22 protein-coding genes and 1 pseudogene are annotated in these 23,081 nt (G+C 72.2%); 4 read left to right on the top strand and 19 right to left on the bottom strand.

Annotated elements, in window-relative coordinates; genetic code table 11:
* Positions 1 to 91: 91 nt before the first annotated feature.
* The 13 genes and pseudogenes from ACOOHC_RS13780 to ACOOHC_RS13720 all read right to left on the bottom strand — a co-directional run bounded on the left by ACOOHC_RS13780 (position 92) and on the right by ACOOHC_RS13720 (position 11,742).
* Entirely contained in the window at positions 92 to 919 is an 828-nt protein-coding gene (locus tag ACOOHC_RS13780) for an FAD binding domain-containing protein (protein ID WP_420450982.1), read from the bottom strand.
* A gap of 16 nt (positions 920 to 935) precedes the next feature.
* On the bottom strand, positions 936 to 1,394 hold the full coding sequence (locus ACOOHC_RS13775; RefSeq protein WP_420450981.1) for a (2Fe-2S)-binding protein: 459 nt from the start codon (positions 1,392 to 1,394) through the stop codon (positions 936 to 938).
* 214 nt (positions 1,395 to 1,608) lie between these two features.
* Positions 1,609 to 2,493 carry an ABC transporter substrate-binding protein gene (locus tag ACOOHC_RS13770; protein ID WP_420450980.1) on the bottom strand — a complete coding sequence of 295 codons (885 nt, stop codon included), beginning with the start codon at positions 2,491 to 2,493 and terminating at the stop codon, positions 1,609 to 1,611.
* A gap of 46 nt (positions 2,494 to 2,539) precedes the next feature.
* Positions 2,540 to 3,076, bottom strand: coding sequence for a hypothetical protein (locus ACOOHC_RS13765; RefSeq protein WP_420450979.1), 537 nt, complete (start codon positions 3,074 to 3,076; stop codon positions 2,540 to 2,542).
* Complete coding sequence (locus ACOOHC_RS13760) at positions 3,073 to 3,777, bottom strand: HAD hydrolase-like protein (protein ID WP_420450978.1); 705 nt, start codon at positions 3,775 to 3,777, stop codon at positions 3,073 to 3,075. Before ACOOHC_RS13760 ends, ACOOHC_RS13765 begins: the two co-directional genes overlap by 4 nt.
* Positions 3,778 to 3,804: 27 nt before the next feature.
* Positions 3,805 to 4,806, bottom strand: coding sequence for a potassium channel family protein (locus tag ACOOHC_RS13755; protein WP_420450977.1), 1,002 nt, complete (start codon positions 4,804 to 4,806; stop codon positions 3,805 to 3,807).
* Positions 4,803 to 5,627 carry an ABC transporter permease gene (locus ACOOHC_RS13750; protein WP_420450976.1) on the bottom strand — a complete coding sequence of 275 codons (825 nt, stop codon included), beginning with the start codon at positions 5,625 to 5,627 and terminating at the stop codon, positions 4,803 to 4,805. Before ACOOHC_RS13750 ends, ACOOHC_RS13755 begins: the two co-directional genes overlap by 4 nt.
* Positions 5,624 to 6,457 carry an ABC transporter permease gene (locus ACOOHC_RS13745; protein WP_420450975.1) on the bottom strand — a complete coding sequence of 278 codons (834 nt, stop codon included), beginning with the start codon at positions 6,455 to 6,457 and terminating at the stop codon, positions 5,624 to 5,626. Before ACOOHC_RS13745 ends, ACOOHC_RS13750 begins: the two co-directional genes overlap by 4 nt.
* Positions 6,454 to 7,341: pseudogene (locus ACOOHC_RS13740) on the bottom strand (ATP-binding cassette domain-containing protein); the annotation flags it as partial. The pseudogene ACOOHC_RS13740 and the gene ACOOHC_RS13745, both read right to left, overlap by 4 nt.
* A 151-nt stretch (positions 7,342 to 7,492) precedes the next feature.
* Positions 7,493 to 9,115, bottom strand: a complete 1,623-nt coding sequence (locus ACOOHC_RS13735; RefSeq protein ID WP_420450974.1) for an AMP-binding protein — start codon at positions 9,113 to 9,115, stop codon at positions 7,493 to 7,495.
* Positions 9,116 to 9,185: 70 nt separating this feature from the next.
* The gene (locus tag ACOOHC_RS13730; RefSeq protein WP_420450973.1) at positions 9,186 to 9,998 is read right to left on the bottom strand and encodes an ABC transporter permease; all 813 of its coding nucleotides are present in this window, start codon (positions 9,996 to 9,998) and stop codon (positions 9,186 to 9,188) included.
* Positions 9,995 to 10,813, bottom strand: a complete 819-nt coding sequence (locus tag ACOOHC_RS13725; RefSeq protein WP_420450972.1) for an ABC transporter permease — start codon at positions 10,811 to 10,813, stop codon at positions 9,995 to 9,997. The genes ACOOHC_RS13730 and ACOOHC_RS13725 overlap by 4 nt, the downstream gene beginning before the upstream one ends.
* Positions 10,810 to 11,742 carry an ABC transporter ATP-binding protein gene (locus tag ACOOHC_RS13720; RefSeq protein ID WP_420450971.1) on the bottom strand — a complete coding sequence of 311 codons (933 nt, stop codon included), beginning with the start codon at positions 11,740 to 11,742 and terminating at the stop codon, positions 10,810 to 10,812. Before ACOOHC_RS13720 ends, ACOOHC_RS13725 begins: the two co-directional genes overlap by 4 nt.
* Positions 11,743 to 11,914: 172 nt before the next feature.
* Here ACOOHC_RS13720 and ACOOHC_RS13715 point away from each other — a divergent pair, with 172 nt between their 5' ends.
* Positions 11,915 to 12,583, top strand: coding sequence for a pyridoxamine 5'-phosphate oxidase family protein (locus ACOOHC_RS13715; RefSeq protein WP_420450970.1), 669 nt, complete (start codon positions 11,915 to 11,917; stop codon positions 12,581 to 12,583).
* A 10-nt stretch (positions 12,584 to 12,593) separates the two neighbouring features.
* On the opposite strand, the gene ACOOHC_RS13710 is transcribed toward ACOOHC_RS13715, so the two are convergent.
* The 3 genes from ACOOHC_RS13710 to ACOOHC_RS13700 all read right to left on the bottom strand — a co-directional run bounded on the left by ACOOHC_RS13710 (position 12,594) and on the right by ACOOHC_RS13700 (position 17,192).
* Positions 12,594 to 13,184 (bottom strand): HD domain-containing protein, encoded by a 591-nt coding sequence (locus tag ACOOHC_RS13710; RefSeq protein ID WP_420450969.1) that lies wholly within the window; start codon positions 13,182 to 13,184, stop codon positions 12,594 to 12,596.
* A 61-nt stretch (positions 13,185 to 13,245) separates the two neighbouring features.
* Positions 13,246 to 15,540: a xanthine dehydrogenase family protein molybdopterin-binding subunit gene (locus ACOOHC_RS13705; RefSeq protein WP_420450968.1), complete on the bottom strand. Its 2,295-nt coding sequence runs from the start codon at positions 15,538 to 15,540 to the stop codon at positions 13,246 to 13,248.
* A 116-nt stretch (positions 15,541 to 15,656) separates the two neighbouring features.
* Entirely contained in the window at positions 15,657 to 17,192 is a 1,536-nt protein-coding gene (locus tag ACOOHC_RS13700; protein WP_420450967.1) for a SulP family inorganic anion transporter, read from the bottom strand.
* A 272-nt stretch (positions 17,193 to 17,464) separates the two neighbouring features.
* Between ACOOHC_RS13700 and ACOOHC_RS13695 the strand changes: the two genes are divergently transcribed.
* The 3 genes from ACOOHC_RS13695 (at position 17,465) to ACOOHC_RS13685 (ending at position 19,173) form a co-directional block, all read left to right on the top strand.
* Positions 17,465 to 17,875 carry a hypothetical protein gene (locus tag ACOOHC_RS13695; RefSeq protein ID WP_420450966.1) on the top strand — a complete coding sequence of 137 codons (411 nt, stop codon included), beginning with the start codon at positions 17,465 to 17,467 and terminating at the stop codon, positions 17,873 to 17,875.
* 69 nt (positions 17,876 to 17,944) lie between these two features.
* A complete protein-coding gene (locus ACOOHC_RS13690; RefSeq protein ID WP_420450965.1) occupies positions 17,945 to 18,514 on the top strand; it encodes a hypothetical protein in 570 nt (189 codons plus the stop codon).
* Positions 18,511 to 19,173 carry a S24 family peptidase gene (locus tag ACOOHC_RS13685; RefSeq protein WP_420450964.1) on the top strand — a complete coding sequence of 221 codons (663 nt, stop codon included), beginning with the start codon at positions 18,511 to 18,513 and terminating at the stop codon, positions 19,171 to 19,173. Before ACOOHC_RS13690 ends, ACOOHC_RS13685 begins: the two co-directional genes overlap by 4 nt.
* On the opposite strand, the gene ACOOHC_RS13680 is transcribed toward ACOOHC_RS13685, so the two are convergent.
* The 3 genes from ACOOHC_RS13680 to ACOOHC_RS13670 form a co-directional block, all read right to left on the bottom strand.
* Positions 19,125 to 21,071: a 1-deoxy-D-xylulose-5-phosphate synthase gene (locus ACOOHC_RS13680; protein WP_420450963.1), complete on the bottom strand. Its 1,947-nt coding sequence runs from the start codon at positions 21,069 to 21,071 to the stop codon at positions 19,125 to 19,127. The genes ACOOHC_RS13685 and ACOOHC_RS13680 overlap by 49 nt on opposite strands.
* Positions 21,072 to 21,159: 88 nt before the next feature.
* On the bottom strand, positions 21,160 to 21,897 hold the full coding sequence (locus tag ACOOHC_RS13675; protein ID WP_420450962.1) for a class I SAM-dependent methyltransferase: 738 nt from the start codon (positions 21,895 to 21,897) through the stop codon (positions 21,160 to 21,162).
* 24 nt (positions 21,898 to 21,921) lie between these two features.
* Positions 21,922 to 23,016, bottom strand: a complete 1,095-nt coding sequence (locus tag ACOOHC_RS13670; RefSeq protein ID WP_420450961.1) for a histone deacetylase family protein — start codon at positions 23,014 to 23,016, stop codon at positions 21,922 to 21,924.
* Between the last annotated feature and the right edge of the window lie 65 nt (positions 23,017 to 23,081).

Raw genomic sequence — 23,081 nt, 5'->3', positions numbered from 1 at the left:
CGCCGGCGCTCGCCGGCGGTCCGGGGGACGCGGCACGGGCCGGCCCACCGTGGGGTGGACCGGCCCGTGCGGCGATGATCGGGAGGGGGGCTCAGTTCGAGCCGGCCTCCCCGAGCGCTCGGCGGGTGAGCACCCGTGCCAGGTGCTGTCGGTACTCGACGCTGGCGTTCAGATCGGCGGTCGGGTCACCCTCGCCACCCGCCTCGGCGGCCGCGTCCTCGATCGACGCCCCACCGGAGAGGGCGGAGGTGACCGCGGTCGCCAGGACCGGCACCGAGCCCATGTTCACGAGCCCGATGCCGGAATCGCCGTCGCGGCGCCATGCGGCGACGCCGACGATCGCCCAGTCCTGGGCCCGTCGGTTGAACTTCTGGAAGCTCCAGCCCGCGCCCTGCATCTTCGGGACGCGGATCTCGGTCATCAGCTCGTCCGCGGCCAGGTCGGTGGTGAGGAAGCCCTTGAAGAAGTCTGTCGCCGCGATCTCGCGGGTGCCGTTCGGCCCCTGCACCACGTAGGTGGCGCCGAGCGCGAGGGTGGTCGCCGGCAGGTCCGACGCCGAGTCGCTGTGGCAGATCGAGCCGCCGATCGTCCCCCGGTGGCGGACCTGGGGGTCGCCCACGTGGCCCGCCGCGTGCGCGAGGAGGGGGACGTGCTGCTTCAGCACGTCGGAGGTCTCCACGTCCATGTGGCGGGTCAGCGCGCCGATGGCGACGTGGTCCGACTCCTCGCGGATGTACGACAGGTCGCGCAGGCGGCCGATGTCGATCAGCACCGTCGGCTGCGCGAGGCGCAGCTTCATCAACGGCACGAGGCTGTGGCCGCCGGCCAGGAACTTGGACTCGTCGCCGTGCTCCCCGATGAGGCTGATCGCCTCCTCGGCGGACTCGGCGCGCTGGTACTCGAATGCTGCGGGGATCACTGGTGGTTCTCCTGGTTCAGGCGCTCGCGGCGGCGAGCACGGACTTCACGATGTTGTGGTAGCCGGTGCAGCGGCACAGGTTGCCCTCGAGACCGAGGCGGACCTCGTCCTCCGTCGGGCTCGGGTTCTCGTCCAGGAGGCTGGTGGCCGCCATCACCATCCCCGGGGTGCAGAAGCCGCACTGGAGGCCGTGGTTCTCCATGAACGCCTGCTGCATCGGGTGCAGCGTCCCGTCGGCCTCGGCCATCCCCTCGATCGTGCGGACCTCGGAGCCATCGGCCTGGGCGGCGAGGATCGTGCAGCTCTTGGCCGCCTCGCCGTCGAGGTGGATCGAGCACGCCCCGCACGACGAGGTGTCGCAGCCGACGTTGGTGCCGGTGAGCCCGGCGTGCTCACGGATGTAGTGCACGAGCAGGGTGCGCGGCTCGACGTCATGGGTGTGAGATTCGCCGTTGATCGTGATGGTGACGTCCACGTGGAGACCCCCCGGGTCGGTTTCGAGATCGAGGCGCGCCCTGTGACGCGCGTCGCCATTCTGGCCCATGATCGGGCGCGGCGCGGCATCGGCGCCTGAGCGACGGGCGACAGGCGGTCGTCGCGCGCCGCCGGCGGTCAGGTGGGTCGCGAGCGGGTCGCGCGGCGGTCGCAGCCCCGCGCCGGAGCGGAGCGGCGATCTGAGCGTCGGATGCTCAGCGGATCCGCCGCACGGCGGGGTGGGGGCCGTCGTGGAGCGTCGGGTGGAGCACGGTGGCGAGCGCCTCGACTCCCTCGACCAGCCGCGGTCCGGGACGCACGACGAGACCGTCGGCGTCGATGGCCCAGACCTCGGCGCGCCCGGGGAGGAGGTCGAGCACGTCCGCGGCCTGGGCGGCGGAGCCGTCGAGGTCGAACCCGCAGGGGGCCACGACGACGACGTCGGGATCGGACTCGACGATCAGGTCCCAGCGGGTGGGGATCGAGCGCTCGCCGCGTCGGGCGAGCACCGCTTCGCCGCCGGCGGCCTCGACGAGGTCGGGCACCCAGTGACCCGACGGGAACGGCGGATCGATCCACTCGAGGACGAACGTGCGCGGGCGATGTGCGCCGAGCGTGCGACGCGCCACCTCGGCGAGCCGACGTCGCAGCTCGGCGATCGCGCCCTCGGCGCGCTCGGTCACCCCGACGGCGTCGGCGACGGCGGCGATCGAGTCGAGCACGTCGTCGAGGGTGCGCGGATCGAGGGTCACGACCTCGGCCGAGCTGCCCAGTCGGGCGAGGGCGTCGGCGGTGTCACCCGCCGCCAGCGCGCAGACCCGGCAGAGGTCCTGGGTGAGCACCACGTCGGGGCGGGCGCGACGGAACGCCTCGTCGTCGAGGCGGTAGAGGTCGTCGCCCGCAGCGACGCGCTCGCGCACCAGGGCGTCGATCTCGGACGGCGAGAGGCCCTCCGTCGCCAGGCCCCCGACCAGGACGGGGTGGTCGGCGCGCGGGTCGGGCGGGAAGTCGCACTCGAAGCTCACCCCGACGAGGTCGTCCTCGACTCCGAGGAGGTGGACGATCTCGGTGGCCGACGGGAGCAGCGAGGCGATCCTCATGCGCTCAGTCTCGCACCGCGATCGCGGTCGCGGTCGCGAACCGGCTTCAGGTGAGCAGCGCGACGGTGTCGGCGATCGTCGCCCACACCAGGAACGCGATGATCGCGGCCCCGAAGACGGTGTAGTGCCACCGCTTCGAGTGATCCGCGCGCCAGAACCGGCGGATCGAGTAGCAGATCGAAACGATCGCGAGGACGCCGATCGCGATGCTCACGGCCGGGCCGACCCCGCTCGCGACCCCGACGGCGGGGAGCACGAACGGGAACACGATGTACATCAGCAGGCACCGCACGGTGGTGAACGCGAGCGACCTCTGGAACGCGGAGCGGGCCTCGGCAGCGGTCGACGACGGTGCGTCCTCGAGGCGCAGGAGGCGGCGCATGACGCGGTCGGCACCAGACGACGAGCGGCCGTCGACGGCGACCCCGGCGATCGGGTCGACGAGCTCCTCGGCCTCGGACACGTCGACGAGGCGGCGATCGTCGTCGACCTGGTGGCGGGGTGAGCGGTGGTCGGCGCGACCCGCTCGCGCCGGTGGCCGGTCCGGACGTGGACGGGTGTTGTGGTCGGCCGCCGCGCTCATGACTCGTGGGAACGGTACGTCGCCGCCACGGCGGCCGCAACGTCGCGCGGGTGGTCGACGATCGCCGCGGCGCCGGCGCCGCTCAGCTCCTCGTGCGACCCGAAGCCCCACGACACCCCGACGCACTCGAGGGCGTTCAGGTGCGCTCCCTCGACGTCGTGGTCGCGGTCGCCGACCATGATCACGTGGTTCAGCGCGATGCGGTCGTGGGGGCTGACGCCGAGGCGGGAGAGCGCGTGGGTGATCACCTCGCCCTTCGTGCGGCGCCCCGAGCCGATCACGTCGCTCGAGCCGACCTGCCGGGCGAAGTAGTCGGTCAGGCCGAAGTGCTCGGTGATCCGGATCGCGATCTCCTGGGGCTTGGCCGTGGCGAGCGAGATGGTGTGGCCGGCGTCGCGCAGGTCGTCCATCATCTCCACCACCCCGTCGTACAGCTCGTTCTCGAAGAGCCCGATCGAGTCGTAGCGGACCCGGTACGCCTTGATCACCCGCTCGATGTCGTCGACGGCGATCCCGTGCTTCGGGAAGCTCACCTCGAAGGGCGGCCCGATCATCGCGCGCACCGTCTCGTCGTCGGGCGGGTCGTACCCGCACTCGGTGAAGGCGTGCGCGAGCGACCGGCCGATCCCCGGCTCGGAGTCCGAGATCGTGCCGTCGAGGTCGAGCAGGACGTGGGTGGTGGGGACGTTCGTCGGTCGCATGGTGAGGGGGAGGACGGTCGTTCGGGGTCAACCCTCCGGCGGGCTCGCGACGCGGGCGAGCCGGTCGAAGTCGTCGTCCGTCCCGACCGCGATGATGACATGGTGAGCCTCGATGCGGGTGTCACCCGTCGGGTTCGTGGTGAAGCCGCCGTCGGGGCCGCGCAGCGCGAGCACGAGCGCACCGCTCGACTCGCGCAGGTTCGCGGCCCGCAGGGTGACCCCCGCGATCGGCGAGTCGGGATCGATCCGGAACTCGCGCATGCGGAACTCGAGCGAGCGGTCGTGCATCACGACGTCGACGAACTCCGCGACGTTCGGGCTGGCGACGAACGAGGCCATCCGCGCCGCGCCCAGCTCCTGGGGGTTGACCACCCGGTCCGCTCCGGCGTGCTCGAGCTTGCTGATGCTCTCGTCCGCCCGGGCACGGGCGACGATGAACAGGTCGGGGACGAGGTCGCGGCCCGAGAGCGTCACGAAGAGGTTGGCGGCGTCGGTGTCGAGCGCGGCGATCAGCGCGCTCGCACGTTCGATCCCGGCCGCCCTGAGGATCTCGTCGCGGGTGGCGTCGCCGACGACGGTGGGGAACGGGACCTCGGCGACCCGCTCCTCGCTGCGGTCGATGATCACCACCTCGTGGCCCTCTCGCTCGAGGTCGTGGGCGACGGCCGTCCCGACCCGACCCCAGCCGCACACGATCGTGTGACCTCGCATGCTCTTGATCTGACGGTCCATGCGTCGCCTCCCGACGAACTCCTTCAACTCCCCCTCGACCACCATCTGGACGACGAGGGTGAACGTGTACAGCACGGTCGACACGCCCGTGATGATGATCACGATCGTGAACACCTTCTCCCCGGTGCCGAAGTCGGCCAGCTCGCGGAACCCGACCGTGGTGATCGTCGTGACGGTCTGGTAGGTGGCGTCGAGCAGGCTGAGCCCGAAGGCCACGTAGCCGATGATCCCGACGATCGAGACGACCGCGACCAGCCCGAGCGCCAGCCGCAACCGGACCGCCGCGGGTGCCCTCACGTGTCCGAGAGTCGCTCGAGGCCCCAGCGGGCGAACCCCAGCGCCGCGCCGCCGAAGACGGCGAGCGCCACGAGCCCGCCCCACGTGTTCGTCCAGGTCATCGGCGCGTCGACGAAGCCGAGGCGCGACAGGCGGATCACGTTGGTGAACGGGTTGACCCGTGCCACCCCCTCCAGCCAGCCCTCCATCACGAACAGCGGGGTCTGCGCCTCGGTGAGGAAGATCGCGAGGAAGAAGGTGAGCTGCATCACCGCCGCGGCGCGCATGTCGCGGAACAGGTACGCCAGCCCGAGTCCCCACCCGGTCCCGATGGTCGCGATGCCGAGCCCGACGACGAACAGGGGGACGAGCCCGAGCGGACCGTGGGTGAGCCGTGCGCCGAACAGGGTGCCGACGCAGGACACGATGACGACCACGATCGCCGCCCGTGCGAGCGCAGCGAGCAGCGGACCGATCACCAGCGAGGTGCGCGGCGCCGGGGTGAGGCGGAGGCGGTCGTAGAAGCCGCCCTCGAGGTCGCGGATCGTGGCGAACCCGATGCCGATGCCGGCGAACCCGCACCCCATCACCACCCCGAGCGGAAGGAACCAGTTGATCGAGCGGTCGGTGGGGAACCCGGGGATGCGCACGATCGCGAAGAACGTCCCCGAGAACGCGATCGCCTGGAAGATCGGCATCACGATCGAGGGGACGAACGCCGAGGGCAGACGGGTGATGTTGACCAGGCTGCGGCGCATCAACCCGACGGACGCCGGCAGGGTGCGCGTCGTCGCGCCCTCGGCGTCGCTCGGTCGGGCGCGCCGGTCCTCGACGGCGGTCACCGCGCCCCCAGCCGCCGCCGGAGGGTGCCGAGCGCGAGCGCCACGGTGGCGAGCGCGAGCACGGCGGGGATCCCGACCGCACGGATCGCGGCCGACGCGGTGAACCCGTCGATGATCAGGGCCCGCATCCCCTCGACGAGGTGGGAGATCGGGTTCCAGTCGGCCAGGGAGCGGTAGATCCCCGTCATGGTCTGGCGGGGGAAGAACGCCGAGGAGAAGAAGAGAGCGATGAACAGCAGCGGGAACGCCCCCTGCACGGCCTCGGAGGACCCGGTCGTGATCGCCATCGCCGACATCAGCGCACCGACCGCGAGCGCGAGGACGGTGCCGGCGATCGCGAGGGTGATCACGCCGACGACCCCGGCCTGCACCGAGAGCCCGAACGGGAGCAGCACGGCGACGAAGAAGACGGTCTGGAAGGCGCCGTAGAGCATCCCGCCCGCCATCCGCCCGACGATGATGCTCCACCGCGTCGTCGGCGATGCGAGGAGCCGGTCGAAGAACCCGTTCTCGATGTCGGTCGCGAGCGCGGTCGCGCCGACCGTCGAACCGAACAGGATCCCCTGCACGACCGCTTCGGCGAGCGCGAAGTCGAGGAAGGAGTCGACCTCGGGGAACCCCGGGACGGAGGTGGCCCGCGAGAACGACGACGTCCCGAGCGCCGCGAAGAAGAGGGGGAAGATCAGCGAGGGCACGACGAGCGACGGTTGCCGCCAGAGCGCGAGGACCGAGCGGCGTGACATCTCCCACGTCTGCGCTGCCGACGACGGCGACAGCTCGACGCGCCGTGGCGACTCGACGCCCGCGACCGGCGTGGTGACCCCGCTCACGAGTCGGCTCCCTCGAGGCGGTACCCGGTGGCCTCCGCGAACACGTCGTCGAGGCTCGGCTCGCGCAGCTCGAGCTCGCGCACCGTCACCCCGTCGTCGTCGAGGCGACGCACCACGGCCGACACGGCGCTCGGCCCGTCCGTGAGGCCCACGCCGAGGGTGCCCTCCGGGCTCGGTCGGAGCTCGCCGAAGGTCTCGAGGATCTGCGACGCGCGCTCCGTCGACGACGCGTCGACCCCGACGAACAGGGTGGGGCTGCCGACCTCGGCCTTGAGCTCGGCGGGACGTCCGCGCCGGACGATGACGCCCTGGTCGATGATCGCGATCCGCTCCGCGAGCTGATCCGCCTCCTCGAGGTACTGGGTGGTGAGCAGCACCGTGGTCCCGTCGTCGTTCAGCCGCCGGATCTCCTCCCACAGCGAGATCCGACTCATCGGGTCGAGCCCGGTCGTCGGCTCGTCGAGGAACAGCACGGAGGGCTCGTGGATGAGCGACAGCGCGAGGTCGAGCCGTCGGCGCATCCCGCCCGAGTAGGTCCCGACGCGCCGGTCCGCGGCCGCCGTGAGCCCGACGCGCTCGAGCAGGTCCGCGGCCCGGGTCGGGTGGGCGTCCTTCGGCAGGCCGTACAGGACCGCCTGCAGGTGCAGCAGCTCGCGCCCGGTCATCAGCGGGTCGATGGCGGCGTCCTGCAGTGCGACGCCGATGGCGCGCCGCACCGCGTCGGCTTCGGAGACGATGTCGTGGCCGGCCACGCGACCCACGCCCCCGGTCGGGCGCAGCAGGGTGGTGAGCATGCGCACGGTGGTCGACTTGCCCGCTCCGTTGGGACCGAGGAAGCCGAAGATCTCGCCCGGCCGGATCTCCAGGTCCACGCCGTCGACCGCCTTGACGAGGCCGTCACCGGAGCCGAAGTGGCGCTTCAACCCCTCGGCGACGATCGGCAGCGGTGTGTCGGGCATCGGCTCATCGTGCCAAACCGGACCGCTCGTGGCGCGAACGACCGTCACGCCGCCCGTCACACGTCGGCCGGCGACCTCACCCGAGCGCGCCTCGGATCGCCTCGTGCTCGCCGGCCTCCCACTGCTCGCGCAGCTTGAACTTCTGGATCTTGCCGGAACCGGTCAGCGGGAACTCGTCGACCGCGAACCACCGCGCCGGCGTCTTGTGCGGCGCCAGGTGGTCGCGCAGGTGGCTGGTCAGCTCGGCGGTGGACAGCTCGGACCCCCCGGCCGGGCGGACGAACGCACCGACGACCTCACCCCAGCGGTCGTCGGGCAGACCGACGACGGCGACCTCCGCCACGTCGTCGCGCGCGAACAGCAGCTCCTCGAGCTCGCGCGGGTAGATGTTCTCGCCTCCCCGGATGATCATGTCCTTGAGGCGGCCCTCGACGGTGCAGTAGCCCCTGTCGTCCATCGCGCACAGGTCACCGGTGTGCAGCCAGCCCTCGGCGTCGATGGCTTCGGCGGTCGCATCGTCCATCTCGTGGTAGCCGAGCATCACGTGGTAGCCGCGGGTGCAGTACTCGCCGACCTCGCCGATCGGGACGACCTCCCCCGTCGAGGGGTCGACGATCTGGATCTCGGTGCGCGGCATGGCGAGGCCGATCGTCGACGCCTTGTCGTCGATCGCGTCGCCCGGGCGGGTCATCGACGCGACCGGCGAGCACTCGGTCTGGCCGAAGACGATCACGAACGACACCTCGAGAGCGTCCTCGATGCGGCGGACCAGGTCGGCGGGGACGGTCGACCCGCCCGACACGACCCCGGTGAGCGACGACAGGTCGCGGGTCGAGAAGTCGGGGTGCTCCATCATCGCGACGAGCATCGTGGGCACCGCCCCCATCCGCTCGACGCGCTCGGTCTCGATGATCTCGAGGGCGAGCGCGGGATCGAAGGCGAGCAGCGGGATGTGGGTGCCGGCCGTCGCCGCGCAGCCGAGGGTCCCGAGGACGCAGCCCCCGGTGTGGAACAGCGGCATCGGGTTGAGCCACACCTGGCCCTCGGTCGCCCCGCCGACGTGGGCGGTGTGGGTCCCGTTGTTGCAGATGCCGCGGTGGTGCAGCAGCGCCCCCTTCGGGAACCCGGTCGTGCCCGACGTGTACTGGATCTGGGCCGGGTCGTCGGGGTCGACGATCGGCAGCTCGACGCCGTCGTCGGCCGAGGCCGTGAAGTCGTCCCAGTCGTCGAAGCACACGACGTCGCGCAGCCCGGGGAGATCGGGTCGGACCTCCTCGAGGATCGAGCGCATCGGGTTCCCCCGGTGCTCGTGCGCCACGAAGCACCCGACCGAGCGCGACTGATCGAGGATGTAGCGCACCTCGCCCGCCTGGTACGCCGGGTTCACGGTGACCAGCACGATGCCGGCGAGCCCGGCGCCGAACTCGAGGATCACCCACTCGGCGATGTTCGGGGCCCACACCGCGACGTGGTCGCCGGGGTCGAACCGACCGAGCAGGGCGCGCGCGCAGCGCTCGGCCTCGACGAGCAGCTCCGCGTACGTCCATCGCCGCCGCTCGTCGGGGTCGGCCACCCCCGCCACCAGCGCGACGCGGTCGGGGTGGGCGGCCGCCGCTCGGCGCAGGATCTCGCCGACGGTGACGTCGTCGACGTCCATCTCGTCGGTCGCGGACCAGGAGGACTCGGTGGGTGCTGCCATCGACGTGAGCTTGGCACCGGCGCGGATCGCGCGGCGACGCCGAGGCCGCCGCCCTCGGGTCGGGGTGCGATCAGCGCAGGAGGAGCGACTCGAGTCGGCGACCGGCGACGACGGTGCCGACGATGCCCATGGCGACGAGCACGGCGACGTGGCCGGCGATGCTGACGTCCGCGATCCCGAGGGTGGCCGAACGCACCAGCTCGACGCCGTGGTAGAGCGGCGAGAGCAGCACCAGGGGACGCACCGGCGCCGGGTACACCGACAGCGGGTACATCGTCGTCGACAGCAGGAACAGCGGGAGCACCGCGGTCGTCACCAGGTCGATGTCCTGCCACGATCGGATGAAGGTCGTCGTCATCATCCCGACGGCCGAGAAGGCGAACCCGATCAGCACGCACGCCGGCAGCGCGAGGATCCCCCACGGGGACGCCACGTAGCCGAAGAGCGCGACGATCGCGAGGAACACCGCCGAGTACGCGGTGCCGCGCAGCTGGGCGTACGCGATCTCCCCGGCGGCGACGTCGCCGGGTTGCAGCGGGGTCGCGAGCATCGCGTCGAAGGTGTGCTGGAAGCGCAGCTTGGCGAAGATGTTCATCGTCGACTCGAACACCGCGCCGTTCATCGCCGACGCGGCGAGGAGGCCGGGTGCGACGTACTCGACGTAGGGCACGGCCCGCCCGGCGACGTCGACGGTGCCGATCAGCTCGCCCAGGCCGACCCCGAGCGAGAACAGGTAGAACAGCGGCTCGAAGAACCCCGACACGATCGTGATCGCCCACCGCTTCGCGGCGAGGACGTCGCGGTGCAGCACCGCCTGCAGCCGCCGGCTCGGGATCGCGGCCGGCGGGATCACCCGCGCGAGGAGGGTCCCCGTCGCGCTCACCGCGCCAGCCGCCGGGTGAAGTTGCGCACGCCGACGACGACCCCGACCGCCGTGAGGGCGACCAGGAACGCGACGTGGGCGATCGCCGGCCACGACGAGGTGGAGGAGCCGATCGCGATCCGTCGCGCCAGCTCCACCCCGTGCCACAGCGGGGTGAGCTGGGCGATCGGCTGCATCCAGCCCGGCAGCTGCGAGATCGGGAAGAAGACCCCCGAGAAGAGGAACATCGGCACGACCAGGAAGCGCTGGGCCGCGTTCATCGAGTGCTCGTTCTCGGCGACGACCATCCACGCCTGCAGCGGCGCGGCGAGCGCGATCGCGCACAGCACCCCCGGTGCGATCGCTGCGAGGGCCGGGAGCGGATCGAGCACCCCGAGCCCCACCGTGACGAGCGCGTAGATCGCCGCGGCGATCGCGCCGCGGACCGCGCACCAGGCGAGGTGGCCGACGGCGAGGTCGCCGGGCATCACCGGGGTGCTGACCGCGACGTGCCAGGTGCGCTGCCACCTGATCCGCCCCATCGTGCCGAAGATGCCCTCCTGGGCGCCGACCTGCAGGGCCGTCGCGGCGATCAGCCCGGGCGCCAGGAACCCGACGTAGGACACGTCCGCTCCGAGCGTCGACTCGCCGGCCTCGACGAGCGATCCGAGCCCGTAGCCGATCGCGCCGAGGTAGAGCAGGGGAGCGAGGAAGGCCGACATCAGCGAGGCGCGCCAGGTCCGCCGGTAGTTCGCCCACTCGGTCTCGACGTCGCGCGCGGCGGCGACCGGGGAGATCGACCACCCCCGGCGCACCGGCGACGGGGCGTCGCTCACTCGAGGAGCTGCCGTCCGGTGAGCGCGAGGAACACGTCCTCGAGGGTGGCCCGGCGGGTGAGCGCCCCGATGTGGCCGAGGTCGCTCGCGTCCACGGCAGCGACGACGCCGTCGGCGTCGTCGGTCGAGACCAGCGCCCGGTCGGTGACCACCTCGATGCCCCGCGCCCGGTCGCCGACGGCGACCGCGATCGCGTCGTGAGCGGGGGCGACCCTGTCGAAGCGCAGCTCGACGACGTCGCGGGCGACGTGGGTTCGGATCAGCTCCCGGGGCGATCCCTCGGCGATGATCCTGCCCTCGTGGAGCACGACCAGCCGATCGCACAGCTGCTCGGCCTCGTCCATGTAGTGGGTGGTGAGCAGCAGCGTCACCCCTCGGGCGCGCAGCTGCGTCAGGCGCTCCCACAGCACGTGGCGCGCCTGGGGGTCGAGACCCGTGGTCGGCTCGTCGAGGATCACCATCTCGGGGTCGTTGATCAGGCCGCGGGCGATCGTCAGGCGTCGCTGCATCCCGCCCGACAGCGTGTCGACGGCTCGGTCCGCCCGGTCGGCCAGCTGGACGAAGTCGAGCAGCTCGGCGCTGCGCTCGCGGATCACGTCGCGCCCGAGGCCGAAGTACCGGCCGTAGACGTGGAGGTTCTGCGCGACCGTGAGCTCGGTGTCGAGGCTGTCCTCCTGGGGGACGACACCGAGGCGGGCCTTGATCTCGCGGGCGTCGGTGGCGGGCTCCCGTCCCAGGACGTGGAGCTCGCCGCCCGTGCGCGGCGTGGTCGTGCCGATCATCCGCATGGTCGTCGACTTGCCGGCGCCGTTCGGTCCGAGGAAGCCGAACAGCTCGCCGCGCCGCACGTCGAAGTCGATGCCGCGCACCGCCTCGAGGTCGGCGTAGGTCTTGGTGAGCCCGCGTGCGCGGACGAGGACGTCGTCCATGTCGGCGCGACGCTACTGGCGCCCCGCCGGTCGGGCGCGCCGGGTTCGCCGGCGCGACGGGCTCCCGGGTGCTCTCCGTCGCGACCCGCGAGCGGCGGCGTGCACGTCCGCTCCGCGCGGTCGCTGCGAGCACGACGCCGCGGCGTCCGGGGTCGGGCGCGAGGCTCGGGGGATGGACGACTGGACCTCCAGCTTCTACGGACCCGAGCAGCGCGAGCTGCAGGAGCGCTTCGGCACGCGACCCCTCGCCGACGTCCACGAAGCCGCGATCGTGGCCGATCACGTCGACGACGATCGCCGGGAGTTCATCGAGTCGCGTGACTTCTTCTTCCTGTCGACGGTCGACGCCGACGGGTGGCCGACGGTGTCGTACAAGGGCGGTCCGCCGGGGCTGGTCCACGTCGAGGACGAGCGGACGGTGGTGTTCCCGAGCTACGACGGGAACGGGATGTTCCTCTCGATGGGCAACGTCGAGGCGACCTCGCGGATCGCGATGCTGTTCATCGACCTCGAGACGCCGAACCGCCTCCGCCTGCGAGCCACGGCCTCCGTGCACCACGACGATCCCGCGCTCGCGCGCTACCCGGGAGCGCAGCTCCTCGTGCGCGCCCACGTCGAGCACACCTTCGTCAACTGCGCCCGCTACGTGCACCCGCACCGGCGCGTCGAGGCGTCGCGCCACGTCCCCGACGCCGACGGGTCGCAGCCCGTCCCGGCGTGGAAGCGGATCGACCTGCTGCAGCCGGCGCTCGGCGACCACGAGCGGGAGCGCACGGAGTCGGCCGGCGGGACGATCGACGTGGAGGAGTACGCGCGCCGCCTCGCCGACGGCACGTCCTGACCCGCCGGGGTCAGGCGCCGCGGAGGATCTCGCGCACCAGCGGCTCGTAGTGCTCGAGCGGGAGGCTCTCGTAGTCGGCGTCGAACGCCGTCTGGTCGTACACCTCGCAGAACCGCTCGGTGAGCTCGAAGTGCTCGCTGCCGCGGAACTCCTCGCGTGCGTCGCGGTCCATCCCGAGGTGGTGCCAGAAGTAGTACCCCTGGAAGATGCCGTGGTTCTTCACCATGAAGTGGTTCGCCTCGGAGACGAACGGCTTGACGATCCCGGCCGCGATGTCGGGGTGGTTGTACGGGCTGAGCGTGTCGCCGATGTCGTGGATCAGGGCGCAGAAGACGTACTCGTCGTCCTCGCCGCCGCGCTCGGCGCGCGTCGCGGTCTGCAGGGAGTGCTCGAGTCGGTTCACCGGGAAGCCCCCGTGGTCGGACTCGAGGTCGCGCAGCAGCGACATCACGCGGTCGGCGACCAGCGACTGGGTCACCTCGAGCTGGGGCGCGATGATCGCCCAGTCCTGCGCGGTCGATTCCTCGAAGCTGGTGAAGCCGGCCCTCTCGGCCACGGCGTGCGCGGCGTTGGCCTCGGTGCGGTCTGCGGTGTCGGTCATGTGGTCTCTCCTGGTTCGACGGCGTCGCACGGCGGGTCGAACCGTCGTGCGACACCTCGGGTCACTGCTGGGCTGCTCGGATGGCCTGCCAGACGCGCTCGCTCGTGGCGGGCATGTCGATGTGCTTCACGCCCAGGTGGGCGACGGCGTCGCAGACGGCCGACTGGACCGCCGGGGTCGACCCGATCGTCCCCGACTCGCCGATCCCCTTCGCGCCGAGCGGGTTGACGAAGGTCGGCGTCTCCATGTGGATCACCTCGAAGCTGGGAAGGTCGGTGGCCGAGATCATCCCGTAGTCGGCGAGGTTCGACGTGACCGGGTTGCCGTCCTCGTCGTAGCGCACCTCCTCGAGCAGCGCCTGCGCGGTGCCCTGGGCGATGCCGCCGTGGATCTGGCCGTCGAGCAGCAGCGGGTTGAGGACGCGACCGGCGTCGTCGCAGGCGACCTGGCGCAGGTGCTTGACCTGCCCCGTGCTCGTGTCGACCTCGACGACCGCGATGTGCGCGCCGAAGGGGAAGGTCGCCATGTCGGCGACGAAGGTCGTGCTCACCGTCAGCTCGTCGCCGTCCTGCTTCGCCGCGACGGCGACGTCGGCCCACGTCTTGGTGACCGCCGGGGTCCCGGCGACGTGGAAGACCCCCTTCTCGGTGTCGACGACGACGTCGGCCTCGTCGGCCTCGAGCAGCTTGGCCGCCGCCTTCTTCGCCTTGTCGACGAGCTCGACGGTCGCCTCGTTGACGGCGACGCCGCCCTGCTGCAGCGAGCGCGAACCCATCGTGCCGCCACCGACGGGGGTGCGCTCGGTGTCACCGAAGACGAGGGTGATCTCGTCGATCGGGATCCCGGTCTCGGCGCTGGCGATCATCGACCACGCGGTGTCGTGGCCCTGGCCCTGGGGCGTCGTGCCGGTGTAGACGGTCGCGGTGCCGTCGTCGTGGATCTCGACCTTGGCGTCCTCCTGCTTGGGGTCGACGCCGCCGGTGATCTCGACGTAGACGCACACCCCGATGCCGAGCTGCTTGGCGTCACCCGACTCGCGGCGGCTCGCCTGCTCGGCGCGCAGGTCCTCGTACCCGGCGGCCTCGAGCACCTTGTCGAGCGCGGTCTCGTAGTCGCCGACGTCGTAGGTCTGGGCGACGGCGGTGGTGTGCGGCTCGTCGAACTTCGCGATCAGGTTCTTGCGACGGACCTCGGCGGGGTCCATCCCGATCTCCGCGGCGAAGAGGTCCATCGCGCGCTCGATCGCGGCGGTCGCCTCGGGGCGCCCGGCGCCGCGGTAGGCGGTGGTCGGGGTCGTGTTGGTGACGACCGAGGTCGTGCGGACCTCGATGTTGGGGATGTCGTAGACGCCCGACGACATCGGGCGGGTCATGAACGGGGCGAGGATCGTCCCCATCCCGACGAACGCCCCCGCGTCCTGCAGGGCGTGCATCTGGTAGTGCGTGACCGTGCCGTCCTTCGAGCCGCCCATCGTGACGAACTGGAGCTGGCCGCGGCCGTGGCCGAGCATCATCATCGACTCGCTGCGCGTCTCGCGCCAGCGGACCGGCCGACCCACGCCCTTGGCGAGCACCCCGAGGAGCATCTCCTCGGGGTAGGCGTCGATCTTGGCGCCGAAGCCGCCGCCGACGTCGGGGGTGATCAGGTGGACCTTCGTGCCCTCGCCGCCGTTGACCTTGACGAAGTGGTCCTTGTCGGCCTGCGCTCCCTGGGTGGACAGCCACTGCACGAGGGTGTCGCCGTCCCAGGTCGCGGCCGAGGCGCGCACCTCGAGCGGGCAGGGCGCGACGCGCTGGTTGACGAAGCGACCGGTGACGGTCACCTCGCAGTCGGCGAAGAACTCCTCGGTGGGCGAGTTCTCGGGGATGCCGAGCGCGGTGGTGTCGAACACCCCGTTGGAGCCGGCCTCCTCGTAGATGAGCGTCTCCGACGACAGCGCCTCCTCGAGGTCGATCACGGCGGGGAGGAAGTCGTAGTCGACGAACACCACCTCGGCCGCGTCCGCCGCCTGCTGGTGCGTCTCGGCGACGACCACCGCGACGGGCTCGCCGACGTGGCGGACCTTGTCGCTCGCGAGCAGGGTGCGTGCGCTGGCGGGGTTGAACGGCGAGGGGATCGGCTCGAGGCCGAGGGTCTCGGCGGTGTGCACGGCGAGCACGCCGGGCATGTCCGTCGCCGCGTCGACGTCGATCGACAGGATCGTGCCGTGGGCCACGGTGGAGCGCACGTACACCGCCTGGGCCGCGCCGTCGAGGCGCGGATCGGTCACGTCGTCGGAGTAGACGCCCCCGGTCGTCAGGAACTTCGGATCTTCCTTGCGCTGGACTCGAGTGCCCAGGATGCTGCCACCAGCCACGTGTACCCCTTGTGCGTCGCGAAGCGAGCCGAACGACCCGCGTGCTCAACCTAGTCGCGGCGTCGCGACGGGGCTCAGCGGAGCCCGTGCGGGGCAGCCGGGTCGGCAGGGGTCGGTCAGTGGGTGCTGACCTTGCCCGACGTGCGGCCGTGGAGGTCGGCGGCGTGGCGGTTGAGCCCGACCAGCTCGGCCTCGATGCCGCGCTCGGCGAACTTCGCGACCACGGCGTCGAGCGCGACGATCGCGCTCGTGTCCCACACCCGGGCGTCGGTGAGGTCGATCTCGACGCGGGGGACCTCCACGGCGTCGTAGTCGAAGGAGTGGACGAGATCGTTCGTCGAGGCGAAGAACAGCTGGCCGGTCACGGCGTAGAGGCGGGCGTGGTCGTCCGGGTCGACGACGCTGGTCACGTTGACCAGGTGCGAGACGTGTCGGACGAAGAACACCGCCGACAGCAGGACCCCGGCGGCGACGCCGTAGGCGAGGTTGTGTGTGAGCACCACGATCGCGACGGTGACGACCATCACCGCGCTCTCGGTGCGGGGCATCGAGCGCAGCGTGTCGGGCGACACGCTGCGCCAGTCGAACGTGCCGACGGCGACCATGATCATCACCGCGACCAGCGCGGCCATCGGGATCCGGGCGACGAGGTCGCCGAGGGCGAGGATCAGGATCAGCAGGAACACCCCCGACGCGAGCGTCGACAACCGGGTCCGACCGCCGGAGCGGTGGTTGATCATCGACTGGCCGATCATCGCGCACCCGGCCATCCCTCCGAGGAAGCCGGTCGCGACGTTCGCGATGCCCTGGCCGCGCGACTCGAGGTCCTTGTCGGAGTCGGAGTCGGTGAGGTCGTCGAGGAGCTGGGCGGTGAGCAGCGACTCCAGCAGTCCGACGAAGGCGAGCGTGAGCGAGAACGGGAGGATGATGCCGAGGGTCTCGAAGGTGAACGGCACGTCGGGCAGCGAGAGGAAGGGGAGCGCGTCGGGGAGGGCGCCCATGTCGCCGACCGTCGGCAGGTCCCACCCCATCGTGATGGCGAGGGTGGCGAGCACGGCGATCGCGACGAGCGGGGACGGGACCGCCTTCGTCACGCGGGGCAGGCCGTAGATGATCGCGAGACCGGCCGCGATGAAGGCGATGTTCGACCCGAGCTGGCTGCTGCGCACGGCGGCGGTCTCGTCCGACAGCAGGATGTGGGGGACCTGGGCGAGGAAGATCAGGATCGCGAGCGCGTTGACGAAGCCGAGCATCACGGTGCGCGGGATGAACCGCATCACCGCACCGACGCCGAGCGCCCCGAGGGCGATCTGGATGGCGCCGGCCAGCACCGTGGCCGCGAACAGGTAGGCGACGCCGTACTCGGCGACGAGGGGGACCACGACGAGGGCCATCGCCCCGGTGGCGGCGGAGATCATCCCCATCCGGCCGCCGGTCATCGAGATGATGATCGCGATCGAGAACGAGGCGTACAGACCGACCTTCGGGTCGACGCCCGCGATGATCGAGAACGAGATCGCCTCGGGGATCAGGGCGAGGGCGACCACCAGACCGGAGAGCAGGTCGGCGCGGGGGTTCGCCGTCCACGCGGACGCGCTCGTCACGCTCGAGTCGTCGGGTCGCAGCGCACGCGACGTCTTGATCGTGCTCATGTGTGGTGAACCTCACGGGTCTCGAGACCGTCCGGACCACCTCGACGGCCGGCCCTGGCCGCCTCCGACGACGACCCGCCGACGACGTGCGCCAGCGCGAGAGACCGTACGGCGCGACCTCGCCGGAACCGTGAGGTGTCGCACCTGTCACGCACGGACCGGGGATCGGCCGCTCCTCCTCCTCCTCAAGTCGGGGGAGACCCGAGCCGAAGGGAACATCACTCCTTCGGGTGACCGGACGACCGGCCCCCACCGACCCCAGAGAGGTCCCGATGCACGCTCCTTCACTCCGCAACCGGCTCGTCGCCGTCGTCGCCGGGCTGCTGGTGGCCGGCGCCGTCGGCGCTTCGGCCTCCTCGCTCGGCGGCGTGTCGGCGGAGAGCCTCGGGTCCGATGTCGGCATCGTCCTGTCGTGCGACGACGACGGGGTCACCACGAGCTACGGCACGGCGCTGCTGTCGGCCCTGCCCGTCGTGAGCACGGTCGCGTTCGGCGACGTCGACGCGGCCTGCGTGGGCCTCGACTACCAGATGGCGTTGCTCGGAGCCGGCGGCACGGTGCTCGTGCAGCACAGCGGCGTGGTGGGCTCCGGCGGTGGCATCTCGATCAACCTCGGGGCGCTGTCCCTGACGCGGCCGAGCGCAGCTCTGGTCACCGGGGTCTCGCTCACCATCACGGGCTGAGCCGCCGATCGGGCGCCCGACGCCATGCCAGCGCGACGACGATCTCGAGCCCGCGGCGCGGCGCGAGCCGTGCGCATCGGCGTCGCCGCGTCGGCCCTCTGCCTGGTCGCGCTCGCCGCGACCGGACACGCGACGACGCTCGGGGGCATCCGCTCCGACTCGCTCGGGGCCTGGACGGGACCGGTGAGCATCACGCTGCTCCCCACGGTGCCGACGCTCCCCCCGCTCCTCCCGCTCGGCGCGGCGGTCGACGGGGCGGCTGCGTCGGGCGGCGGGGTCTCCGCGCCGGTCACCTCCGCCACCTCCACCACCGTCACCGTCACCTCCGCCACCGTCACCGTCACCGTCACCTCCGTCACCTCCGCCACCACGTCGGGCGTGACCGAGGCCGCGACGACGAGCACCGCCACCACGACGACGGCGCCCGTCTCGTCGTCGACGATGGCGCCCGTCTCGTCGTCGGTCGCGACCACGCCCGTCACGCCCGTCACGGCGTCGGAGGAACGGACGACGAGCACCACCTCCACGACGACGGAGCAGCGAGCGACGAGCACCACCTCCACGGTCCCGCCGACCGGGAGCGCGCAGACGCCGCCTCGGCCGTCGCGGGCCGACGAACCGCCCGGAGCCGATGCGTGAAGGGCGGTCGCCGCCTCGCCCGGCGCGCCGGCCGTGGTGCGGGCGGCGTCGCCGCGGTGGTCGCGCGTGTCCGCCAGCGGTGCGGGTCGGCGCCGGCGGGGCGCTCGGGCGAGGTGGACCGCCGCGCCCGGCGCAGGGCGGTCCGCTCGTGGTGCTGGACCGCTCTCGGGCTGGTCGTGATCGCCGTGCTCGGCCCCGGGGCGCTGACCGGGTCGAGCCGGCTGCTGGTCGTGGGCGGAGACTCCATGCTGCCGACGTACCGATCCGGAGACGTGGTGGTGCTCGGCCCGGTCGGGGCGCCGAGCGTGGGTGACGTGGTCGTGCTCGAGGTCCCCGACGGGCCGGCCGCCGGGCGGCTGATCATCCACCGCGTGGTCGACGTGCGCGCCGACGGCGCGATCGTGACGCGCGGCGATTCGAGGCGCACCGCCGACCCCTGGCGCGTGGGCGTCGAGGACCTCCGCGGACGTCCGCGCCTGCACGTGCCCCGATCGGGTGCTCTGCTGGACGCGCTCCGCCGGCCGTGGGTGCTGGGGGCGCTGGCGGGCGGCCTGGTGTCGGCGCTGATGTGGCCGAACGGGTCGCGGCGTTCGGGCGACCACCCGCCGGGTCAGAGCGAGCGGAGGGTGTCGGCGAGCGATCTCGCGTCGAGGCCGTAGCGGGTGTGGATGTTGGCCGGCTTGGGATCGTGGGGCAGGAACGTCGTCGGCAGCCCCATCGTCGTCACCGCGACAGCGTCGTCGACCTCGCCGACGGCCGTCGCGATCATCGACCCGATGCCGCCGTCACGCACCCCGTCCTCGATCGTGACCACCCGGCGGTGGGTGGCGGCGTCGGCGATCATGTCGGCGTCGAGCGGGGCGCAGCAGCGGACGTCCCAGATGCTCACGTCGGGACCGCCGGCCTCGGCGAGCGACGCAGCCGCGTCCTGGGCGGGCTCGAGCATCTTGCCGATCGCGAGGACGCAGATCGACGATCCCGGATCGCGGGCGGCGCGCACCGACCGTGCGCTGGTCCCCGAACCGACCTCGTGCTCGCCGACCTGTCGGGCGGCGCCGCGCGGGTAGCGGATCGCGACCGGCCCCTCGTCGGCGAGCGTCGTCGCGTCGTGGAGCATCTGCGACAGCTCCTGGGCGCTCGACGGAGCCAGGACGCGCATCCCGGGCACCTTGGACAGCAGCGCCATGTCGTAGACGCCGTGGTGGCTCGCCCCGTCGGGTCCGGTCACGCCGGCGCGGTCGAGGCAGAACACGACTCCGAGGCGGTGCATCGCGACGTCGTACACGACCTGGTCCCAGGCGCGGTTGAGGAAGGTCGAGTAGACGGCCACGACGGGTCGCAGGCCGCCCATCGCCATCCCCGCCGCGCTGGTGACGGCGTGCTGCTCGGCGATCCCGACGTCGAAGAACCGGTCGGGGAAGCGGGCCTGGAAGGGCAGCAGGCCGGTCGGGCCGGGCATCGCGGCGGTGATCGCGACGACGCGCGGGTCGGCCTCGGCCTCCTTGACGATGGCGTCGGCGAAGGCCTGCGTGTAGCCGGTCGCGACCGCCTTCGGCGGGCCGACCGCGGGGTCGAAGACCGGCGCGTCGTGGAGGTTCTTCTCGTCGTCGTCCTCGGCGGGGGAGTAGCCGCGACCCTTCTGGGTGAGCGCGTGCACGACGATCGGGCCCTCCTCGGAGAGCTCGATCGCGTTCTGCAGCGCGTCCTCGAGCTCGGCGACGTTGTGGCCGTCGAACGGGCCGATGTAGCGCGTCCCGAGCGCCTCGAAGAACGACGGGGGTTGGAGGAACTCGCGCACCCCGGCCTTGAACGCGTCGACGGCCGAGCCGGCCGGCTGGCCCACGACCGGCAGGCCCTGCAGGAACTCCTCGATCCGTCGCTGCCGGCGGACGTAGACCGGGTTCTGGCGGATGTCGGTGAGCGCGTGCGACAGCCGGCCGGTGACGCGGTCGGTGAGCGAGGCGGCGGTCGTCTGCTCGTCGATGCCCTGGCTGTTGGCCGACAGGTTGGAGATCGTCGGGGCGTACGAGCGGCCGTTGTCGTTGAGCACGATGATCACGCCGCGGCGGTGGTGCCCGAGGTTGTTGAGCGCCTCGTAGGCCATCCCGCCGGTCATCGCGCCGTCGCCGATCACCGCCACGATGTGGCGCCGCTCGTTCGTCCCGAGATCGCGCGCGACGGCGAGGCCGTCGGCGTAGGACAGGATCGTCGAGGCGTGGCTGTTCTCGACGAGGTCGTGCTCGGACTCCTCCCGGTTCGGGTACCCCGACAGACCGCCGGCCTGACGGAGCGTCTCGAACCCGGTCTGGCGCCCGGTGACGATCTTGTGCACGTACGCCTGGTGGCCGGTGTCCCACAGGATCGCGTCGCGCGGGGAATCGAACACCCGGTGCAGCGCCAAGGTCAGCTCGACGGCGCCGAGGTTGGAGCCGAGGTGGCCACCGACCTCGGACACGGCCGACACGATGAAGTCGCGGATCTCCCCGGCGAGATCCGCGAGCTCGTTCCGGTCCAGCCCCCGCAGGTCGGCCGGTCGGCGGATCCCCTCGACGTACATCGTCGTCAAGCTACCGGCTGGCGGGCGGTCGGGCCCCGGACAGCTCGCGCTCCGTCCCCGGAGGTCCTCCGATCCCGGCACCGGGTCGTCAGCGGAGCCGGTAGGTGCTGACGTGCTGGTCGCTGGCGTCGTCGTAGGCCGCACCGGCCATGTCGGCGACGCGCTCGTCGAGGTCGAACCCGGCGTCGTCGGCCATCTCGTCGAGCTCGCCGGGTGTCGTCCAGCGGATCGCCCACGGCCGCAGGCGCACCCCGCCCGACTCGGTCAGCTCGACGAACTGGCCGTCGCTGCGACGTTCGTCGGGGTGGTGGCGCGACACCGACAGCACCACGCGGTCGGCGGTCATCGAGCGCACCCCGACGCTGGCACCGGCCGGGGCCCGCTCGTCGGGGACGACGGCCTCGACGACGAAGCGGCCGCTCGGGACGAGGCGTGCGGCGACCTCGCGGAAGCACCGCCGCTGCTCGTCGGGGTCGAGCAGGTTGAGGATGGTGTTGTACGCCACCAGGCAGGCGTCGAAGGGCCCGGCGGGGAGGTCGTCGACCATGTCGCCGTGGACGATGCCGACGCTGCGGTCGGGGTCGCGCTCCGCGAGGCGATCGAGCATCGCCCGGCTGGAGTCGACGCCGACCACCTCGAGTCCCGCCCGGGCGAGGGGCAGCGCCAGGCGCCCGGTCCCGACGCCGAGCTCGAGCAGGCGCGCCCCGTCGCCGGCGGTGGCGACGACCCGGCGCACGGTCGCATCGACGTCGGTGACCTCGGCGTACCAATCGTCGTAGACGTCGGCGAACGCCTCGCCGTAGGTCGTCGAATCGAACCCCTGCACGGCGGCGAAGGCTAGATCGCGAGGTCACGGAGCCGGCGCTCGTGACGCTCCGCCCGATGACGGACCACCCGATGCGCGACCCCCCGATCGCAGACCGTCCGGCGACAGACCGCCGAGGAAGGCCACGACGTTCAGCCCGACGGCGTCGACGGCGTAGCCGCCCTCCTGGACCACGACGGTCGGGACGTCGACCCCCGCGACGGACGCACCGCATCGCTCGAGGTCCGCGGTCTCGAGCTCGAACGTGCCGAGCGGGTCGCCCACGTAGGTGTCGACACCGAGCGAGACGACGAGCGCCTCGATCCGGGCGGCGCCGAGCTCCGCGAGCGCGCGCTCGAGCGCCTCGCCCCAGCGCGCCGCCCCCGTGCCGCGCGGCAGCGGGATGTTCAGGTTGCACCCCTCCCCGGCCCGGACCCCACGTTCGTCGGCGTGACCCGAGAACCACGGGAACTCCTCGCGCGGATCGGCGTGGATCGACACCGTGACCACCTCGTCGCGATCGAGGAAGATCGACTGGGTGCCGTTGCCGTGGTGGTAGTCGACGTCGAGCACGCCGACGCGCCGTCGACCGCCGTCGAGGAGGCGCTGCGCCGCGATCGCCGCGTTGTTGAGGTAGCAGTACCCGCCGAACTGGTCGGCCGAGGCGTGGTGGCCGGGCGGTCGGCACAGGCCGTACGCGGTCCGCTCGCCCCCGAGGACGCGAGCGGCCGCGGTGGTGGCGATGGCGGCGGACGCGACCACCGCCGCCCAGGTGCCGGCGACGATCGAGGTGTCCGCCGAGAAGCTGTGGTACCCGAGCTGGCCGAGGAGGTCGTCGGGGCGCGGCGCGGACGATCCCCGGGGCGGCCACGCGAACGGCATCGCCGCGGGGGCGCTCTCGCCGCGCTCGACCCAGCGGTCCCACGCGGTGGCGAGCAGCTCGAGGTGGTCGGGGGTGTGGACCCGTGCGAGCAGCTCGTGGTCGACGGCGTCCGGCCCGACCGTCGGCCACCCCCGGTCGTCGAGGGCGCGGCGGATCAGTTCGGCGCGCTCGGGGCTCTCGAACGAGCGGACGAGCGCGCCGTCGTGGACCTCGAGGCCGTCGTGGCCACGGTGGTCGTCGGAGGCGACGATCAGCACCGGGAGCGGACCCCTCGTGGTGGCACCGGCACCGGCACCGGCCGTCTCCCCCGCCGTCGTCGCAT

Origin of the sequence: Ilumatobacter sp. (genome assembly GCF_965215205.1) — a bacterium.
Taxonomy (GTDB): domain Bacteria; phylum Actinomycetota; class Acidimicrobiia; order Acidimicrobiales; family Ilumatobacteraceae; genus Ilumatobacter_A.
Note: the sequence above shows the minus strand (reverse complement) of the source record. Positions and strands in the feature narration are given on the sequence as shown.

Bases quoted from the DNA above. Each gene is read 5' to 3' on its own strand.
- ACOOHC_RS13720 (WP_420450971.1), bottom strand. From the start codon at position 11,742: ATGGACGACGTCCTCGTCCGCGCACGCGGGCTCACCAAGACCTACGCC.
- ACOOHC_RS13680 (WP_420450963.1), bottom strand. From the start codon at position 21,071: ATGTACGTCGAGGGGATCCGCCGACCGGCCGACCTGCGGGGGCTGGAC.
- ACOOHC_RS13760 (WP_420450978.1), bottom strand. From the start codon at position 3,777: ATGCGACCGACGAACGTCCCCACCACCCACGTCCTGCTCGACCTCGAC.
- ACOOHC_RS13765 (WP_420450979.1), bottom strand. From the start codon at position 3,076: ATGAGCGCGGCGGCCGACCACAACACCCGTCCACGTCCGGACCGGCCA.
- ACOOHC_RS13715 (WP_420450970.1), top strand. From the start codon at position 11,915: ATGGACGACTGGACCTCCAGCTTCTACGGACCCGAGCAGCGCGAGCTG.
- ACOOHC_RS13770 (WP_420450980.1), bottom strand. From the start codon at position 2,493: ATGAGGATCGCCTCGCTGCTCCCGTCGGCCACCGAGATCGTCCACCTC.
- ACOOHC_RS13735 (WP_420450974.1), bottom strand. From the start codon at position 9,115: ATGGCAGCACCCACCGAGTCCTCCTGGTCCGCGACCGACGAGATGGAC.
- ACOOHC_RS13695 (WP_420450966.1), top strand. From the start codon at position 17,465: ATGCACGCTCCTTCACTCCGCAACCGGCTCGTCGCCGTCGTCGCCGGG.
- ACOOHC_RS13700 (WP_420450967.1), bottom strand. From the start codon at position 17,192: ATGAGCACGATCAAGACGTCGCGTGCGCTGCGACCCGACGACTCGAGC.
- ACOOHC_RS13710 (WP_420450969.1), bottom strand. From the start codon at position 13,184: ATGACCGACACCGCAGACCGCACCGAGGCCAACGCCGCGCACGCCGTG.